This is a genomic window from Haemophilus sp. SZY H68 (assembly GCF_018829685.1).
In the GTDB taxonomy this organism is placed as follows: Bacteria; Pseudomonadota; Gammaproteobacteria; order Enterobacterales; family Pasteurellaceae; genus Haemophilus; species Haemophilus haemolyticus_K.
Genome location: NZ_JAHKKB010000002.1, coordinates 449,804 through 468,293 on the forward strand (window position 1 = coordinate 449,804; position 18,490 = coordinate 468,293).

Here is an 18,490-nt window from a genome sequence, read left to right on the forward strand (position 1 = left end):
CTAGGATTAGACGTAAATATAGAACTAAAAAATAATGTTTTTTTACCGCACTTTACATAAAGCGCGGTAAGTTTTGAAAAAGGTTTAAAGATTTTTAAGATAATCTACGATAACTTGGTGATGAACTGTAGTTTTAAATTTATCAAATACATGCATAATCTTTCCATTTTCATCAATTAAAAAGCTGACTCTATGAATACCATCATAGGTTTTTCCCATAAATTTCTTCTCCCCCCATACACCAAACATTTCTGCAACTTGATGATCAGGATCTGAAAGTAGCGTAAAATTAAGTGCTTTTTTCTCAATAAATTGCGCCAATTTTTTCGGCATATCTGGGCTAATCCCCAATATAACAAGCCCTAATTCATCTAACTCAGACTTGCTATCACGTAATCCACATGCTTGGCTCGTACAACCAGGGGTAAGTGCTTTAGGATAAAAATAGACAAGCACTTTTTTCCCCCTAAAATCACTTAAAGAAATAGGACTTTCTTGTTGATTCAATAATGTAAAAGCCGGTGCTTGGTTTCCCGCAATCAATCTATTCATAAAAGACTCCTTTGAAAAAAAGATTTGCAAATTAAAGCCATTTTAGCGACTATAGAGAGCTATACCAAATAATAAAATCAAAAAGATAAACGGAGGTTCTATGTCAGCTCAAAATCCTTTATTTTCTGGCAGTATTGTGGCTCTAGTCACACCAATGAATAACTATGGCGAAATTGATTTTGCTTGTTTAGAAAAATTAGTTGAGCATCATATTGATGCCGGATCTAATGCGCTTGTTTCTGTAGGAACAACGGGTGAATCTGCCACATTAAGTATTGAAGAAAATGTAAAGGTTATTGAGAAGACAGTAGAATTTGCGAAAGGACGTATTCCAATTATTGCAGGGGCTGGCGCAAATGCTACTAGTGAAGCAATAACGATGACAAAATTATTACGCGATAGTGGTGTCGCCGGTTGTTTATCTGTCGTGCCTTACTATAATAAGCCGACTCAAGAAGGTATGTACCAACATTTTAAAGCCATTGCTGAATGTACCGATCTACCACAAATTCTTTACAATGTACCAGGACGTACTGGTAGTGACATGAAACCTGAAACAGTTGCTCGTTTAGCCCAGATTAAAAATATTGTAGGTATTAAAGAAGCAACAGGCGATGTAAGTCGTGTAACAAAAATTAAAGCACTTGCAGGTCAAGATTTCATTGTTTTAAGTGGCGACGATGCAACTAGTTTAGAAGCAATGAAATTAGGTGCTGAAGGGGTTATTTCCGTTACTAATAATCTTGCTTCAAAAGATATGGCTGATATGTGTCGTTATGCACTTTCAGGTGATTTTACTAAAGCCGAAGAAATTAATGCTCGCCTGATGCGCTTACATAATGATTTATTTATTGAATCCAATCCAATACCAGTTAAATGGGCAGCTTATCGTTTAGGTTTAATTAAATCTCCTCACTTACGTTTACCGCTAACCATATTAAGCGAAAACATTCAACCCAAAGTAGAAGAAGCATTAAAATTTGCGGGATTATTATAAATAAAATAAGGGGCAGATCATTGTCCCATATTTTTATTATCGCAAAAGTATTATTGATTTTTCTTTTATTTTATAGGATTCTAAACATGAAAAAAATAATATTAGGTTTGGCTGCAACTGTTGTGCTAAGTGGTTGTTCATCTGATCCAGAAAAGCTAAAAACCGCTAATGATACATTCCAAAAATCAGAAGCCAGTATTCCAGGTTTCTCTCCATTAGCAACAGGAGGCGTTAACTTACCTGTTGCAGACAACACTTATGCATTACCTAATATTGCCTTCAAAAAAGGGGAAAATATCGATATTCGTCCACCGTCAACACCATTAGCAATTATTCAAAATTCATTAACACAATTTGATGGTGAACGAGCCCTTATAGTATATCCAGAAGAACAAACAAGCATCTATAATTTAAAGCAAGTTGAACGTCTACTGAAAGAAGAAAATATTTCATCCACTGTTCAGGGGAGTGTTTTAACGACGGATTGGTCACCAACTTATCGTATTGGAGATAAAAATGTCGAAATTAAATATCAAATAGAGCATGTTACCGATCGCCGCTCTAGTGCACTTGCCGTATCGGTGTTACAAACACGTCGTGATGGTATCATCTTCACACCAAGTGTCTCTGAAAAACAGCGTTATACCTCTGATCGTCTGAATCGTCTCATATATGCATTAACATCAGCTTATACAAAACAACAGCAAGATTTATCTAACGCTTCTGTAGGGGCTATTTCATCGCACATTATCCAAGATCTAAATGGTCAAATCGCTTTAGCAATGAATACGACATTTAACCAAGCATGGGAAAAATTAGGCTATGCCTTACCTAAAGTGGGTTTTGCGATTAAATCTGAAACCTCTGGCAGAGGATATCGCGAATTGAAATATTCCTCTTTAAATAAAGCAGACTGGCTACGCTTAGGTATCGAATCCCCCAAAATAGATAACGGTATTTACAATATGCAAATCTCGGATCATGGCAAACAAAGTTCAATGGTTATCTCTGATGAAAAAGGGCATTCACTCTCTGGAGATGATGCAAGAAAAATCTATCAGGCGATAAGTAATATCATATCAAGATAAAGAAAAACCGCACTTTAAAGTGCGGTTTTATTTTTCATTCTTTCTAGCTAAAAATTACGCTAACTTTTTGATTTGTGCAGCTAATTTAGATTTGTGGTTTGCTGCTTTGTTAGCGTGGATTAAGCCTTTAGAAGCCATACGGTCAACAACTTTTTGCATTTCAACGAATGCTGCTTCAGCTGCTGCTTTTTCACCTGCTGCTACTTGAGCATATACTTTTTTGATGTAAGTACGCATCATAGAGCGTTGGCTTGCGTTGTGTTGGCGGCGTTTTTCAGATTGAACCGCGCGTTTTTTTGCTGACTTGATATTAGCCAAGGTCAAACTCCTAAAATTTCTGTTGATTGATAGACAAAATAAAGGGCGTCAATATGCCGATTTTTTATACTTTTGTCAATGAAAAATTTGTGTTGATTTCGGTGAGACACAACCGAAAGTAAGTATCGTTATTTTTACAAGCTCTTTCAATATGGGCTCACACAAACGATGTGCGGCGGATTTTATCAGTTTTTTTTCACGGAATATAGCGTAAAAACAAAATTTCTATACAATTAGGCAAAAATTTTAGGGTAGAGAAGAATATTTTGAGTAAACGACTTTTAAAATCTAGCATTGTTGTTAGTTCTATGACTTTATTATCAAGAGTGTTAGGTCTTGTGCGCGATGTAGTTATCGCTCATCTCATTGGTGCAGGTGCTGCGGCGGACGTTTTTTTATTTGCTAATCGTATTCCAAATTTTCTTCGTCGTTTATTCGCTGAAGGGGCTTTTTCACAGGCTTTTGTCCCTGTTCTCGCAGAATATCAAAAATCTGGTGATATTAATAAAACCCGAGAATTTATTGGAAAAGTTTCTGGTACCCTTGGAGGATTGGTGAGTATTGTTACGATCCTCGCGATGGTTGGTTCGCCTGTCGTTGCTGCTTTATTTGGGATGGGCTGGTTTACCGATTGGATGAATGATGGCCCTGATGCACATAAATTTGAACAAGCCTCTCTTCTTCTTAAAATAACTTTTCCCTATTTATGGTTTATCACTTTTGTAGCCCTTTCTGGAGCTGTGCTTAACACGATTGGGAAATTCGGCGTGATGTCCTTTTCACCCGTGTTATTAAATATAGCGATGATTGCCACCGCACTTTTCCTTGCACCACAAATGGATAATCCAGATCTTGCATTGGCTATCGGTATTTTTCTAGGCGGCTTATTACAGTTCTTATTTCAAATTCCATTTATGAAACAAGCCGGTTTACTGGTGAAACCCAAATGGGCTTGGCGGGATGAAGGCGTAACTAAAATTCGCAAATTAATGATCCCTGCGTTATTTGGTGTATCGGTAAGTCAAATTAATCTTTTGCTGGATACAGTGATTGCAAGCTTTTTAATGACAGGTTCAATTAGCTGGTTGTATTATTCCGATCGCTTACTGGAATTTCCTCTCGGTTTATTTGGTATTGCTATTTCTACCGTAATTTTGCCAACACTTGCTCGCCACCATGTTAATCGTGAAGGCGATTCAGCTAAAAGTGCGGTTGATTTTCGTAATACAATGGATTGGGGCGTGCGAATGATTTTACTACTTGGCGTTCCCGCAGCCATTGGTATTGCAGTATTGGCTCAACCGATGTTACTTACGCTATTTATGCGTGGAAATTTCATGCTAAATGATGTTCATGCCGCCTCTTATTCTTTATGGGCATTTAATGCGGGTTTACTTAGCTTTATGTTGATTAAAATCCTCGCCAATGGCTATTACGCCCGCCAAGATACCAAAACGCCAGTAAAAATCGGCATTATTGCCATGGTGAGTAATATGGGGTTTAACTTATTGGCGATTCCTTTCAGTTATGTGGGTTTAGCTATTGCTTCAGCAATGTCGGCAACCCTTAATGCCTATTTACTCTATCGCGGCTTAGCCAAAGCGGATGTCTATCATTTTTCACGTAAAAGTGCGGTCTTTTTTGGAAAAGTTTTATTGGCAGCAATCGCAATGGGCGCAGCAGTTTGGTATTACGTGCCTGAAATCAACCAATGGGCGAAAATGGATTTCTTCATGCGTGTTTATTGGCTTGTTTGGTTGATTGTATTAGCCGCAATAGTTTATGGAGCAACGTTGATTTTATTGGGCGTTCGCAAGCACCATTTGCTGACAAAAAACTAACTTCTCGCTATAATGCCGAAATTCTCTTATTTTCATGGATAAGGACATGCAATTAATTCGTGGGCTTCATAATGCAAATCGTGTTTTACAAGGTTGTGCGCTAACGATCGGCAACTTTGATGGCGTGCATTTAGGGCATCAAGCAGTCCTTCGCCATTTGCGCCAAAAAGCTGACGAATTAAATTTACCCATGGCGGTATTGTTGTTTGAATCACAGCCTCGTGAATATTTTATGGGAGAAAATGCACCAGCGCGCTTAATGCGTTTGCGTGACAAAATTTATTATCTCGAAAAGGCCAAGGTTGATGTTGTAATTGTGGCGAAATTTGACCGCACTTTTGCTGAGCAACCAGCCGATGTTTTTATTGAACAAACGCTTGTTAATCATCTACATGTGAAATTTTTAAGCATTGGCGATGATTTCAAGTTCGGCTCAAAACGCCAAGGCAATTTTGCAATGTTGCAAGCAGCTGGTCAGCGTTTCGGTTTTATTGTTGAAGATAACCGTAGCTTTTGTCTAGATGAGCAGCGGATTAGTAGCACTGCAATTCGAGAAGCATTAGCGAATGATAATTTAGAACTTGCAGAAAATTTACTCGGTAAACCTTATCGTATTTTCGGGCGTGTGATCCATGGTAATAAGTTAGGCAGATCAATAGGATTTCCAACGGCCAATATTCGTTTACATAGACAAGTCAATCCAATCAAAGGCGTTTATGCCGTAAAAGTGCGGTTGAAGTCAGGCGAGATTTTTAATGGCGTCGCCAACATGGGAAAACGCCCAACTATAAATGGATTAATGCAATTATTAGAAGTTCATTTGTTTGATTTTTCTCAGAATATTTATGGCCAAATGGTGGAAGTCGAATTCTGCCACAAGATTAGAAACGAGATTAAATTCCCGTCTTTTGATGATTTGAAAGTACAAATTGAGAAAGACGTAGAAACTGCGAAAGCGTTTTTTAACAGTTAATTTTAAAATGTAAAAATTGGAAAATAAAATGACAGTCGATTACAAAAACACTCTTAACCTACCAGAAACCAGCTTTCCAATGCGCGGTGATTTAGCTAAGCGCGAACCTGATATGTTGAAAAATTGGTACGAGAAAAATCTTTACCAAAAAATTCGTGAAGGGAGCAAAGGCAAAAAATCTTTTATTCTGCATGATGGTCCTCCGTATGCGAACGGTAACATTCATATTGGTCACGCAGTAAACAAAATTCTGAAAGATATTATTATTAAATCCAAAACGGCATTAGGTTTTGATTCGCCTTATATCCCGGGGTGGGACTGTCATGGTTTGCCAATTGAATTAAAAGTAGAAGGTTTAGTAGGTAAACCAAACGAGAAAATTACGGCGGCTGAATTCCGTCAAAAATGTCGTGAATATGCTGCGGAACAAGTAGAAGGTCAGAAAAAAGATTTTATCCGTTTAGGTGTGTTGGGCGATTGGGATAATCCTTATTTAACGATGAACTTCGACACCGAAGCAAACATCATCCGTACTCTTGGTAAAGTGATTGCGAATGGCCATTTATACAAAGGCTCAAAACCAGTTCACTGGTGTTTAGACTGCGGTTCTTCTTTGGCTGAAGCAGAAGTGGAATACGAAGATAAAGTTTCTCCGTCAATTTACGTGCGTTTCCCAGCGGAAAGTGCGGATGAAATTGAAGCTAAATTTGCTGCTCAAGGCAAAGGCCATGGCAAATTATCTGCGGTGATTTGGACTACTACTCCTTGGACAATGCCATCTAACCGTGCGATTGCGGTAAATTCAGACTTAGAATACAACTTAGTACAACTTGGCGATGAGCGTGTGATTTTAGCCACTGAATTAGTTGAATCCGTAGCGAAAGCCGTGGGCGTAGAACAAGTTGAAATTTTAGGTTCAGTAAAAGGTCAAGCGCTTGAGTTAGTACGCTTTAACCATCCGTTCTATGATTTCACTGTACCAGTAATTTTAGGTGATCACGTTACCACTGATGGTGGTACAGGTTTAGTACATACTGCGCCAGACCACGGTTTAGATGACTTTATTGTGAGTAAACAATACAATATCCCTATGGCTGGTTTAGTGGGTAACGACGGTAAATTTATTTCGACCACTGAATTCTTTGCAGGCAAAGGTGTATTTGAAGCCAATCCATTGGTTGTTGAAAAATTACAAGAAGTGGGCAACTTATTAAAAGTTGAGAAAATCAAACACAGCTACCCACACTGCTGGCGCCACAAAACCCCGATTATTTTCCGTGCGACACCACAATGGTTTATCGGTATGGAAACTCAAGGTTTACGCCAACAAGCATTAGGCGAGATCAAACAAGTTCGCTGGATTCCAGATTGGGGTCAAGCACGTATCGAAAAAATGGTTGAAAACCGCCCAGACTGGTGTATTTCCCGTCAACGTACTTGGGGCGTGCCGATGACCTTATTCGTGCACAAAGAAACCGAAGAACTTCATCCACGAACTTTAGAATTACTTGAAGAAGTGGCTAAACGCGTGGAGAAAGCCGGTATTCAAGCATGGTGGGATTTAGATGAAAAAGAATTATTAGGTGAGGACGCAGAAACCTATCGCAAAGTGCCTGATACCCTTGATGTATGGTTTGACTCAGGATCAACTTATTCTTCTGTTGTCGCGAATCGCCCAGAATTTAACTGTCAAGATATTGATATGTATTTAGAAGGTTCTGACCAACACCGTGGTTGGTTTATGTCTTCTTTAATGCTTTCTACCGCAACAGACAGCAAAGCACCATACAAACAAGTATTAACCCATGGTTTCACCGTGGATGGTCAAGGCCGTAAGATGTCAAAATCTATCGGTAACATCGTGACTCCACAAGAAGTCATGGATAAATTCGGTGGTGACATTTTACGTTTATGGGTGGCTTCTACCGACTATACCGGTGAAATGACTGTTTCTGATGAGATCTTAAAACGTGCAGCGGACAGCTATCGTCGTATTCGTAACACCGCACGTTTCTTATTAGCGAACTTAAATGGTTTTGATCCAAAACGTGATTTAGTCAAACCAGAAGACATGATTAGCCTAGATCGTTGGGCGGTAGCTTGTGCATTAGATGCGCAAAAAGAAATCAAAGAGGCGTACGATAACTATCAATTCCACACAGTGGTACAACGTTTAATGCGTTTCTGTTCTGTGGAAATGGGGTCGTTCTACCTTGATATTATCAAAGATCGTCAATATACAACCAAAGCAGATAGCCTTGCTCGTCGTAGTTGTCAAACTGCGTTATGGCATATTGCGGAAGCATTAGTTCGCTGGATGGCACCGATTTTATCTTTCACTGCCGATGAAATTTGGCAACACTTGCCACAAACCGAAAGTGGTCGTGCAGAATTCGTATTTACTGAAGAATTCTACCAAGGCTTATTTGGTTTAGGTGAGAATGAAAAATTAGATGATGCTTACTGGCAACAACTCATTAAAGTTCGTTCAGAAGTGAACCGCGTATTAGAAATTGCGCGTAACGATAAAGTGATTGGTGGCGGTTTAGAAGCTGAAGTGACCGTTTACGCTAATGACGAATATCGTGCATTGTTAGAACAATTAGGCAATGAATTACGTTTCGTGTTAATCACCTCAAAAGCAGAAGTGAAAGCATTAGCAGACAAACCTGCGGATGTGGTTGTGGGTGAGTTAGAAGGTATTGCTGTAAGCGTAGCTCGTTCTAACGGTGAAAAATGTCCGCGTTGCTGGCATTATTCTGACAAAATTGGTGTAAATTCAGAACATCCAACACTTTGTCCACGTTGTGTAGAAAATGTGGCGGGTAATGGTGAAGTACGCCATTTTGCATAATTAAATTCGTTGTAAAACAGAAAAGTGCGGTTGATTTTAACCGCACTTTTTTACTTTTGTACAAAAGGAAGTAGAGATGATGTTAGGAAAAGAAATGATTCGCTCAAAAACAATGTGGTTTTATCTCTTATTGCTTGTTTTCTCCATTTTTACCAATATGGGGTTGGGTAATGTATTAAGTGAGAATATTCCTGTTTCAGATTACGCAATTTTATTTGTTATCACGGCGATTTCTTTTTATTTCACCCCTTGGGTTGGACGAATATTAATCACTGTATTATTCCTCAGCGCGCTCTTTTATTGCTCTGCTGGTTTTTTCTATGGTATTCCATCTTTGGGTATTATCGCTTCTGTTTATGAAACGAATATTAACGAAACCTTGGAATATTATACAACCATTCCTTTTTGGATATTTTTATTTCAAGCTACTTATCTAATTCTGTTTGTTGCTTTAATGAAATTAAGTTTTCATGCCAAACAACAAGCATTTAAATGGCTAAATACGGCTGTTATCAGCCTATTATTAGTTTTTTCTTACAATCAATTTTCTGATTGGAACTATGCGTATAAATTCCGTTTTTATCCTGTTCTGTTTTACTCAGAATTTGATCGTATGAATGATCTGTATTTAGAACAACGAGATTTTCTAAATCAATCCGTTAATGCGCCTTCTCAATGGGATATTCAATCTTTCACGCCAAAGTATAAAAATTATATTTTGATTATCGGTGAAAGCATGCGAAAAGATTATATGTCGTTATATGGCTTTCCATTGAAAACCACGCCATTTTTAGAAAGTGTGAAAGGCACAGTTTTTGAAAACTATTATTCTGCGGCACCAAATACGCAACCGTCTTTACAACGCACCTTGTATCGAGCAGAAAAAGGGGAAACGGTTTATACAGATAATATTATTTCTTTAGCCAAAAAAGCGGGCGTGAAAACCTATTGGATTTCTAATCAAGGCAAAATTGGGGAATTTGATACGATGGCCTCTCGTATTGGTCAAAGTGCGGATGAAACGATTTTTATGAAGCCGTTAGGTTATAACTCTAAAAAAGTTTATGACGATGAAATGTTACCTGTATTAGATAAAGCCTTAAAAGAAAATATTACGAATCCAAAATTAATTGTGATTCATTTAATGGGCTCACATCCCGCCTTTTGTGAGCGTCTTCCGTACGAGGTTAAAAATTATTTTATTAATCAATCTATGTCTTGTTATCTAGAATCGATTAAATATACAGATCAGTTTTTAGAAAAATTAAATTCACAATTGGTGGCACAAAATGAACCCTATTCGGTGATTTACTTTTCTGATCATGGGCTTGCTCATTATGAGGATTCTAAAGGCTTATCATTGCATCCAAATAATCTTTATAAACAAGATTATGAAATTCCTTTCATTATGTTTTCGAGTGATAGCCAAAAGGTAGAAAAAATAAAAACGCCACAATCTGCATTTAATTTTGTTTATGGTTTTGCTGATTGGATGGGAATTAAGGAAAAACATTTACAAGGCGTGTATTTCTTCCATCCTGAAAAACAGGAAATTAAGGTATTTGATTGGAAGAAAGTGGTGAATGTCAAAGAGTTGGCTGATGATCCAGCAAAATTACCCGAAGTCGTTCAGTAAATGAGATCGTGCTTTATCATTTATCGGCTTATGCTAGAATTAGCGCAATTTTTTTAAAAGGGAAATATTATGTCCAAAAAATCAGGGCTTTCATTTTTATGGTTAAGTGCGGTCGCTTTTGTGGTTGATTTGCTCACTAAATACATTGTGGTGCAAAAATTTGATTTGTATGAAAGTGTTAATGTGTTGCCTGTTTTCAATCTCACCTATGTTCGCAATTATGGCGCGGCATTTAGTTTCTTAGCGGATCATAGTGGCTGGCAACAATATTTCTTTATTTTGTTAGCATTAGCTATTTCTGGCATGTTGGTTTATTTTTTAGCAAAAAATAATGCCAAACAAAAAATCCAAAATTCTGCTTATGCACTCATTATTGGAGGGGCGTTAGCGAATATGGTGGATCGTGCTTACAATGGTTTCGTCGTGGATTTCTTTGATTTTTACTGGGATATTTACCATTATCCTGTGTTTAATATCGCCGATATTGCCATTTGTATTGGTGCAGGGTTATTAGCATTGGATGCTTTTAAGAGCGAAAAGAAAAAAGTACAAGATAAACAAGCAGAAAAGTGCGGTCAGAAATGAAGATAATTTTAGCGAATCCACGAGGATTTTGTGCCGGTGTAGATCGTGCCATTAGTATTGTTGAACTAGCCTTAGAAATTCATGGCGCACCGATTTATGTTCGTCACGAAGTGGTGCATAACCGATTTGTTGTAAACGGATTGCGTGATCGTGGCGCGATCTTTGTGGAAGAATTAAGCGAGGTGCCTGATGGTGCTATCGTTATTTTTTCTGCACATGGAGTATCTCAGGCTGTTCGACAAGAAGCGAAAGATCGTCATCTCAAAGTATTTGATGCAACCTGTCCTTTGGTAACAAAAGTGCATATGCAAGTTGCTCGTGCAAGTCGAAAGGGAACAAAAGCAATTTTGATTGGGCATAAAGGGCATCCTGAAGTTGAAGGCACGATGGGGCAGTATAGCAACGAAGATGGCGGTATTTTCCTGATTGAAAAAGTAGAAGATATTGCGCGTTTGCCAATGAAAGAAAACGATGATTTAACCTTTATGACGCAAACAACGTTGTCGCTAGATGATACGGCTGAAACCATTGCCGCATTAAAGGAAAAATATCCCGCTATTCAAGGGCCACATAAAAACGATATTTGTTATGCGACAACTAATCGTCAAGAAGCGGTGCGAGAATTGGCAAAATTATCTGATTTAGTATTAGTGGTGGGTTCTAAAAATTCATCAAATTCAAATCGTTTAGCTGAACTGGCGTCTCGAATGGGTGTTAAATCGCAGCTTCTTGATGATCCTTCCGATATTCAAGCGGATTGGTTTAATGATGTGAAAACCATTGGGATTACAGCCGGCGCGTCTGCACCAGAAGAATTAGTCCAATCGATTATTTCCCGCTTAAAAGAGTTTGGTGCGAATACCATAGAAGAACTACAAGGGTTAGAAGAAAATATGTTCTTTGAAGTTCCAAAAGAGCTGAGAATAAAAGAAGTTAACTAATACTAAGGGCTTGTCGTAAATGATAAGCCCTTTGTTTTTTCATTAAAATCAAGAATATTTGCGATCTGAATCGCAGAAGTGCGGTAAGAATCTTGAGCGTTTTCTTGAAAGCATAAAAAATGACTGTGTTGATATGCTCGTCAACATGTTCATATTAAAAGGAAACCTCTATGAAATTAATGAAAACATTATTTACTTCAGTTGTATTGTGTGGCGCACTGGTTGCCTCTTCGGCTTTTGCTGAGGAAAAAACTGCAGAGCAGGCTGTTCAACCTGTTGTGGCTACTCAAACTGAGGCTCAAGTTGCACCGGCTACTGTGAGTGATAAATTGAATATCAATACGGCAACCGTTAGTGAAATTCAAAAAGCCTTAACAGGAATCGGTGCAAAAAAAGCAGAAGCGATAGTGCAATATCGTGAAAAACACGGTAATTTCACGAGTGCTGAACAACTATTAGAAGTGCAAGGGATTGGTAAAGCAACACTTGAAAGAAACCGTGATCGAATCACTTTTTAATTTTAAAACCGCTTATGGATGCCCTGTTTTACAGGGCTTTTTTATTGTGCACTTTAAGCCATTTTTGCATTTGTTCAATTTCCGCTTGTTGTGCGTTAATAATATTCTCAGCAAGCTTACGCATCTCAGGATCTTTTCCGTATTTTAATTCAACTTCCGCCATTTTTACTGCGCCAATATGGTGTGGCAACATACCTGCTGCAAAAGCAACATCAGGATCTTTATATTGAGAGGCTGCCATCATGTCTTGATGCATTTGATTCATACCTTGCATTAATTCTTGTTGCATTGCAGAATTTGTCGACATTGGCATATTCATGTGTGCTTGATGCGATTGTTCATTAGCTTGTACACAAACTGAAACTGCAGCAGCGCTAAGTGTGATAAAAGTCATAAGTTTTTTCATGTTTTTCTCCTATGTGATAACTGAATGAGCACAAATCATAAACCTTGACCTAAGGTTAAAGTCAATACTTATTCCGAAAATTTTTGGTGAGATGCTAAAATAAGACAATGTTTGATATGAGGGACAGCATCACGAAGCAAAAAATTGTACTTGTCACGGGCAATAAAGGCAAAGTAAAAGAAATGGCAGATGTGTTAGGTGATTTCGGTTTTGAAGTCATTTCTCAGACAGATTTAGGCATTGAAAGCCGAATCGAATCACTTTTAAATTTTAAAACCTCTTATAGATGCCCTGTTTTACAGGGCTTTTTTATTTTTTCCCCCAATGTAGAAAGTTTATTTCTTTTTAAAAATCCGTTGGCAATCTTAGTAAATTTTAATACACTAAAAGGCCTAGTCGGGGTGCAATACGCTGAGATCATACCCGTGAACCTGAAACAGTTAATACTGACGTAGGAAACTAGGAATACAACCTTATCTCCTTCCCGTCATTATTGCTGCCTTTTGATATAAATAAGGATGTAATAATGAAACTTCTTAAATTAACCTTAATTTCTACCACACTTTTTTCCACCGCAGCATTAGCTCAATCACAGCAAAGTGTTAACGTATATAGCTATGATTCTTTCGCTTCTGAGTGGGGAGCTGGTCCAAAAGTAAAACAAGATTTTGAAAAAGCGCACCCACAATGCGCTATTAATTTTACGCCTTTTGAAAGTGGTGGTGTGTTACTCAATCGAGTTCGTTTGGAAGGAAAGAAAACCAAAGCAGATATTGTGCTAGGTTTAGATAACTTTGTTTTAGAACAAGCTGAAAAAACAGGTATTTTCGCGCCAAATAAAGTGGATTTAACTCAACTGGATTTACCAACAAAATGGACGAATGAAACATTTTTGCCTTTTGATTTCGGTAACTATGCTTTTGTGTACGATAAAACTAAATTACAAAACCCGCCGAAAAGTTTGAAAGAATTGGTTGAACGTCAAGATATCCGTGTAATTTATCAAGATCCTCGCACCAGCAGTGTGGGTCGTGGTTTATTGGTTTGGATGAATGCCATTTACCCTGCCGATAAAATTCAATCTGCTTGGAAATCGTTGGATAAGCATACGGTAACAGTGGGTAAAGGCTGGTCAGATACTTACGGTGCATTCTTAAAAGGCGAAGCGGATTTAGTGTTAAGTTACAGCACATCACCACTTTATCACCAACTTTTTGAGAAAAAAGATAATTATGCAGCGACAGATTTTTCGGAAGGGCATATCACTCAAGTAGAATTAGCGGCTCGAGTCGCCAACCATCCAAATCAATGTGCGGATGATTTTATGGCATTTTTAATCTCACCTACGGCACAAAAACATATTGTGACAGCCAATATTATGTTGCCAGTCATTCAAGGTGAAATTGAACCGCACTTTGATGCACTTAAAGCTCAACAAAAAACTCAAACTCCAATTAATCCAATGGTGAATGCGGAACACTTAAAAAATTGGATTAGCACTTGGCAAACTACATTAACAAAATAGTTTGATGTTGTCGTTATTTCATTATCCACAACTCCGCCCTCGTCATTATGTGGGCGGCGTTGTTGTTATTAGCTTTATTACTCTTTTTTATGGTAGCGCATTAAGTTCGATCTTTGCATTGGGCGATGAGTTACAATGGAAAACTTGGTTCACGGATGATTACCTACAGCATCTAATTCTTTTCAGTTTTGGACAAGCCTTACTTTCTACCGTTTTATCTATTTTTTTTGGTCTGCTTCTCGCTCGAGCATTGTTTTATCAAACCTTCTCAGGAAAAAAGTGGCTATTAAAATTAATGTCGCTAACTTTCGTCTTACCTGTTTTAGTGGCAATTTTTGGTTTGATCGGCATTTATGGTTCAAGCGGTTGGTTAGCTTGGTTTGCTAACCTTTTTGGAATGCAGTGGCAGGGACATATTTACGGACTTTCGGGAATTTTAATTGCCCATCTTTTTTTCAATATCCCGCTCGCAGCGCAGCTTTTCTTACAAAGTTTGCAAAGTATTCCTTATCAGCAACGTCAGCTTGCTGCGCAACTCAATTTACAAGGTTGGCAATTTGTTAAATTAGTGGAATGGCCTGTTTTTCGTCAACAATGTTTGCCCACATTTAGCTTGATTTTTATGCTTTGCTTCACCAGTTTTACAGTTGTTCTTACGCTAGGCGGTGGGCCTCAGTATACAACATTAGAAACAGCAATCTACCAAGCGATTTTATTTGAATTTGATCTGCCAAAAGCAGCACTTTTTGCCATGTTGCAATTTGTATTTTGCTTAATTTTATTCAGCTTGACATCGCGTTTTTCACCTTCTAATCAAAATGGCTTGAGTAATAGCCATCCTTGGTTTGAGAAACCTAAAAGTGCGGTCAAAATTTTCCATGTTTTTGTCTTACTTCTTTTTGTATTTTTCCTTTTTTCGCCAGTATTGAATATTCTTATCAGCGCATTGAGTTCACCAAGTTTGCTCACTGTTTGGCATAATTCTCAACTTTGGCGTGCGTTAGGTTATTCTCTTTCTATTGCACCATTATCTGCATTGATTGCATTAATGATGGCGATTGCCTTACTGCTTTTATCACGCCGTTTAGAATGGTTACATTATCAGAAAATTGCTCAATTTATTATTAATGCTGGAATGGTGATTTTGGCAATCCCGATTTTAGTACTCGCAATGGGGCTATTTTTATTATTACAAGAGCGGGATTTTTCAAATGTTGATTTGTTTGCCATAGTTGTATTTTGCAATGCATTAAGTGCAATGCCTTTTGTTATACATATTTTGAGCGCACCTTTTCATAACAATATGCGTTATTACGAAAATCTGTGTAATAGTCTGGGAATTTTGGGCTGGCAACGTTTTTATCTGATTGAGTGGCAAACTTTACGTGCACCATTGCGCTATGCTTTTGCTTTAGCCTTGGCGCTATCGTTAGGGGATTTTACGGCTATTGCGTTGTTCGGCAATCAAGAGTTTACTTCTCTACCGCACTTGTTATATCAGCAGCTAGGTAATTATCGTACTCAAGATGCAGCTGTAACGGCAGGGATTTTATTATTGCTTTGTGGAGTATTGTTTGCCTTTATTCACACACATAGGGATGCCAATGATTTATCTAAATAATGTGATTTTGAACGATAAAACCTTACCGATGTGCTTTAATTTGAGCGTAAATGCTGGCGAACGTGTCGCAATTATTGGTGAAAGTGGGGCAGGGAAAAGTACGTTATTGAATTTAATCGCTGGATTTGAATTTCCTCATCAAGGAGAAATTTGGTTAAGCGATAAAAATCATACTCGTAGTGCACCTTACGAGCGTCCGGTTTCCATGTTATTTCAAGAAAATAATTTATTTCCCCATTTAACCGTACAGCAAAATCTTGCGTTGGGTTTAAAACCCTCTTTAAAATTAACAGCACTTGAACAGGAAAAAATTGAACAGGTCGCTTGTTCTGTAGGATTGGGCGATTATTTACAACGTTTACCGAATTCTCTTTCTGGGGGGCAAAAACAGCGAGTGGCATTGGCTCGTTGTTTGTTGCGAGATAAACCCATCTTGTTATTAGATGAGCCTTTTTCCGCATTAGATCAGAAACTTCGTGTAGAAATGCTTGCTTTAATTGCCAAACTTTGTGATGAGAAACATCTGACGTTGTTACTTGTTACTCATCAACCATCGGAATTAGTTGATACGATAGATCGAGTATTGTTGGTGGAAAATGGTCAGATAAGTCAATTGCAAAAAGAGACGTAAAATTATATAGATTTTATAACCGATGAATTTATTCAATAGCTATCGATACTAGCCTATACACTGAATGAATATAAGATACAAAAATGCGGTGATTATTCACCGCACTTTCAAAGGAAAAATATGTTAACTGAAAAACTACAAATTAACTCCATTACACCACATCCAAGCGTTGAATATTGGTCTGTTTGCAAAGTTGAGGCGTTATTTGAAACGCCATTTTTGGAATTGGTTTACCGTGCTGCGCAAGTTCATCGCAAGCATTTTAATCCTCGAGCGATTCAGTTATCCACGTTAATGTCTATCAAAACGGGGGGATGTCCAGAAGATTGTGGTTATTGCCCTCAATCAGCCCGTTATCATACTGGCGTACAAAATCAGCAATTATTAGATGTTGATGAGATTGTTGCTAAAGCAAAAATTGCGAAAGCGCGTGGAGCGGGGCGTTTCTGTATGGGCGCAGCTTGGCGAGGCCCTAAGCCAAAAGATATTGAGAAAGTCACAGAAATTATTAAAGCAGTGAAATCGCTTGGTTTAGAAACTTGCGGTACTTTTGGTTTATTGCAAGACGGTATGGCAGAAGATTTAAAAGAAGCTGGTTTAGATTATTACAATCATAATCTTGATACAGCGCCAGAACATTATGCAGAAGTGATTGGTACTCGTCGTTTCGATGATCGCCTTAGCACGTTAGGAAAAGTACGCAAAGCTGGATTAAAAGTGTGTTGTGGTGGCATTGTGGGGATGAATGAAACTCGCAAAGAACGGGCAGGGTTAATCGCGAGCCTTGCAAATCTTGACCCGCAACCTGAGTCAGTGCCGATTAATCAACTCGTTAAGGTTGAAGGTACACCGTTAGCCGATGCGGAAGAATTAGATTGGACAGAATTTGTGCGAACGATTGCTGTTGCACGTATTACCATGCCAAAAAGTTATGTTCGCCTTTCTGCAGGCCGTAGTGGTATGAGTGAAGAAATGCAAGCAATGTGTTTTATGGCTGGTGCAAATTCGATTTTCTATGGTGATAAATTACTTGTCACGGGCAATCCAGAAGAAGATGGTGATCAGTTATTGATGGCAAAATTAGATTTAGAGCCAGAAAATGAGGAAAATAAAAAGTAGTAGTTTGCGTTAGATAGCTGAGAAATTAAGTATTAATCTACTCTTTTCTTTATTTCTATATATCATAATACTTTTCCAGTAGCCAATAACAATTCGCACAAAACGTCAATTTTTAGGCTCTCTTATAAAGCTCTATACTTCACAAGCCCTTAAAAGGGCTTGTGAGAATTGACAATCTATCTAATTATTTTCTTACCTTCCCTTAAAGAGAGCAAAAACATATGAATATATGTCTGGCATTATACACGCTCCAATTATCTCATATTTTTATAGACATATAACCGTTCGAATATTTGCCCTATATCTAATCTTCACCTTCTATAAATTGGTTTTCTCCTGCTTACTTTTCTTATGTACTTCGGAATAAAAACAATATAATACTTATCATTCCATTTTGTAAGTTATAGACTCCAGTCGTCATTAACTTTACTTACTATTATAATCGTCCTATATGTTGAATTTTGGTTGTCAGAATTGTTCATTATATAGCAAGGATTTTTCCTGTTAATCGCTTAAGCTATTTGACTCCATATGCATAGCGTATGTTTTTTATAGCCAAACGAAAATATGGCTATAAAAATAGAAAAACCAGCCTTTAGACTGGTTTTTTTATCTTTTATTTTATTCTCTATTCTGCTTTGCTTTATTCTATCTTATCTACTTCAAATAAATAGTTGTTAGTTAAAATCCATAAACAAAAACCCCAGTAGTTCAACTGGGGTTCTTCTGTTTTTATTTAATTTAGCTTTGTATTTAGTAACCTGGCGGTGCCCTACTCTCACATGGGGAAGCCCCACACTACCATCGGCATTACAGCGTTTCACTTCTGAGTTCGGTATGGTGTCAGGTGGTTCCACCGCACTATCGCCGCCAGGATAATTCTTT

The 18,490-nt window shown here is 37.9% G+C and carries 16 protein-coding genes, 1 rRNA gene and 1 riboswitch; of the genes, 13 read left to right on the plus strand and 4 right to left on the minus strand.

Annotated elements, in window-relative coordinates; translation table 11 throughout:
• Positions 1 to 84: 84 nt before the first annotated feature.
• Positions 85 to 552: a thioredoxin-dependent thiol peroxidase gene (gene bcp / locus KP712_RS06110; RefSeq protein WP_048952705.1), complete on the minus strand. Its 468-nt coding sequence runs from the start codon at positions 550 to 552 to the stop codon at positions 85 to 87.
• A gap of 100 nt (positions 553 to 652) precedes the next feature.
• Here bcp and dapA point away from each other — a divergent pair, with 100 nt between their 5' ends.
• Both dapA and bamC read left to right on the plus strand, forming a co-directional pair.
• Entirely contained in the window at positions 653 to 1,549 is an 897-nt protein-coding gene (dapA, locus tag KP712_RS06115) for a 4-hydroxy-tetrahydrodipicolinate synthase (protein ID WP_215770702.1), read from the plus strand.
• 86 nt (positions 1,550 to 1,635) lie between these two features.
• The gene (gene bamC / locus KP712_RS06120) at positions 1,636 to 2,637 is read left to right on the plus strand and encodes an outer membrane protein assembly factor BamC (protein ID WP_215770703.1); all 1,002 of its coding nucleotides are present in this window, start codon (positions 1,636 to 1,638) and stop codon (positions 2,635 to 2,637) included.
• A 54-nt stretch (positions 2,638 to 2,691) separates the two neighbouring features.
• On the opposite strand, the gene rpsT is transcribed toward bamC, so the two are convergent.
• Positions 2,692 to 2,955 carry a 30S ribosomal protein S20 gene (rpsT, locus tag KP712_RS06125; RefSeq protein WP_005548279.1) on the minus strand — a complete coding sequence of 88 codons (264 nt, stop codon included), beginning with the start codon at positions 2,953 to 2,955 and terminating at the stop codon, positions 2,692 to 2,694.
• 266 nt (positions 2,956 to 3,221) lie between these two features.
• Here rpsT and murJ point away from each other — a divergent pair, with 266 nt between their 5' ends.
• From murJ to KP712_RS06160, 7 genes are all read left to right on the plus strand, one after another.
• Positions 3,222 to 4,796 carry a murein biosynthesis integral membrane protein MurJ gene (murJ, locus tag KP712_RS06130; RefSeq protein WP_065265471.1) on the plus strand — a complete coding sequence of 525 codons (1,575 nt, stop codon included), beginning with the start codon at positions 3,222 to 3,224 and terminating at the stop codon, positions 4,794 to 4,796.
• A gap of 46 nt (positions 4,797 to 4,842) precedes the next feature.
• The gene (gene ribF, locus KP712_RS06135) at positions 4,843 to 5,769 is read left to right on the plus strand and encodes a bifunctional riboflavin kinase/FAD synthetase (RefSeq protein WP_215770704.1); all 927 of its coding nucleotides are present in this window, start codon (positions 4,843 to 4,845) and stop codon (positions 5,767 to 5,769) included.
• A gap of 28 nt (positions 5,770 to 5,797) precedes the next feature.
• Positions 5,798 to 8,623 carry an isoleucine--tRNA ligase gene (gene ileS / locus KP712_RS06140; protein ID WP_215770705.1) on the plus strand — a complete coding sequence of 942 codons (2,826 nt, stop codon included), beginning with the start codon at positions 5,798 to 5,800 and terminating at the stop codon, positions 8,621 to 8,623.
• Between the two features lie 76 nt (positions 8,624 to 8,699).
• On the plus strand, positions 8,700 to 10,259 hold the full coding sequence (locus tag KP712_RS06145) for a phosphoethanolamine transferase (protein ID WP_111408029.1): 1,560 nt from the start codon (positions 8,700 to 8,702) through the stop codon (positions 10,257 to 10,259).
• 69 nt (positions 10,260 to 10,328) lie between these two features.
• Positions 10,329 to 10,844 carry a signal peptidase II gene (gene lspA, locus KP712_RS06150; protein WP_111408028.1) on the plus strand — a complete coding sequence of 172 codons (516 nt, stop codon included), beginning with the start codon at positions 10,329 to 10,331 and terminating at the stop codon, positions 10,842 to 10,844.
• Positions 10,841 to 11,785 carry a 4-hydroxy-3-methylbut-2-enyl diphosphate reductase gene (gene ispH / locus KP712_RS06155; protein ID WP_111408027.1) on the plus strand — a complete coding sequence of 315 codons (945 nt, stop codon included), beginning with the start codon at positions 10,841 to 10,843 and terminating at the stop codon, positions 11,783 to 11,785. Before lspA ends, ispH begins: the two co-directional genes overlap by 4 nt.
• 170 nt (positions 11,786 to 11,955) lie before the next feature.
• A complete protein-coding gene (locus KP712_RS06160) occupies positions 11,956 to 12,303 on the plus strand; it encodes a helix-hairpin-helix domain-containing protein (RefSeq protein ID WP_065250343.1) in 348 nt (115 codons plus the stop codon).
• A 28-nt stretch (positions 12,304 to 12,331) separates the two neighbouring features.
• Here KP712_RS06160 and KP712_RS06165 read toward each other — a convergent pair whose 3' ends face one another.
• Positions 12,332 to 12,709, minus strand: coding sequence for a DUF305 domain-containing protein (locus tag KP712_RS06165; protein WP_111408026.1), 378 nt, complete (start codon positions 12,707 to 12,709; stop codon positions 12,332 to 12,334).
• Positions 12,710 to 13,096: 387 nt separating this feature from the next.
• Positions 13,097 to 13,184: riboswitch (TPP riboswitch) on the plus strand.
• Between the two features lie 51 nt (positions 13,185 to 13,235).
• Between KP712_RS06165 and thiB the strand changes: the two genes are divergently transcribed.
• The 4 genes from thiB (at position 13,236) to bioB (ending at position 17,605) form a co-directional block, all read left to right on the plus strand.
• Positions 13,236 to 14,234, plus strand: a complete 999-nt coding sequence (gene thiB, locus KP712_RS06175; RefSeq protein WP_111408025.1) for a thiamine ABC transporter substrate binding subunit — start codon at positions 13,236 to 13,238, stop codon at positions 14,232 to 14,234.
• 4 nt (positions 14,235 to 14,238) lie between these two features.
• Positions 14,239 to 15,855, plus strand: a complete 1,617-nt coding sequence (gene thiP / locus KP712_RS06180) for a thiamine/thiamine pyrophosphate ABC transporter permease (RefSeq protein WP_111408024.1) — start codon at positions 14,239 to 14,241, stop codon at positions 15,853 to 15,855.
• Positions 15,839 to 16,486 (plus strand): thiamine ABC transporter ATP-binding protein, encoded by a 648-nt coding sequence (gene thiQ, locus KP712_RS06185; RefSeq protein WP_048952692.1) that lies wholly within the window; start codon positions 15,839 to 15,841, stop codon positions 16,484 to 16,486. The genes thiP and thiQ overlap by 17 nt, the downstream gene beginning before the upstream one ends.
• 120 nt (positions 16,487 to 16,606) lie before the next feature.
• Positions 16,607 to 17,605 carry a biotin synthase BioB gene (gene bioB / locus KP712_RS06190; RefSeq protein ID WP_048952691.1) on the plus strand — a complete coding sequence of 333 codons (999 nt, stop codon included), beginning with the start codon at positions 16,607 to 16,609 and terminating at the stop codon, positions 17,603 to 17,605.
• Between the two features lie 759 nt (positions 17,606 to 18,364).
• Here bioB and rrf read toward each other — a convergent pair.
• Positions 18,365 to 18,480: ribosomal RNA gene (gene rrf, locus KP712_RS06195) — 5S ribosomal RNA — on the minus strand.
• Positions 18,481 to 18,490 lie beyond the last annotated feature (10 nt).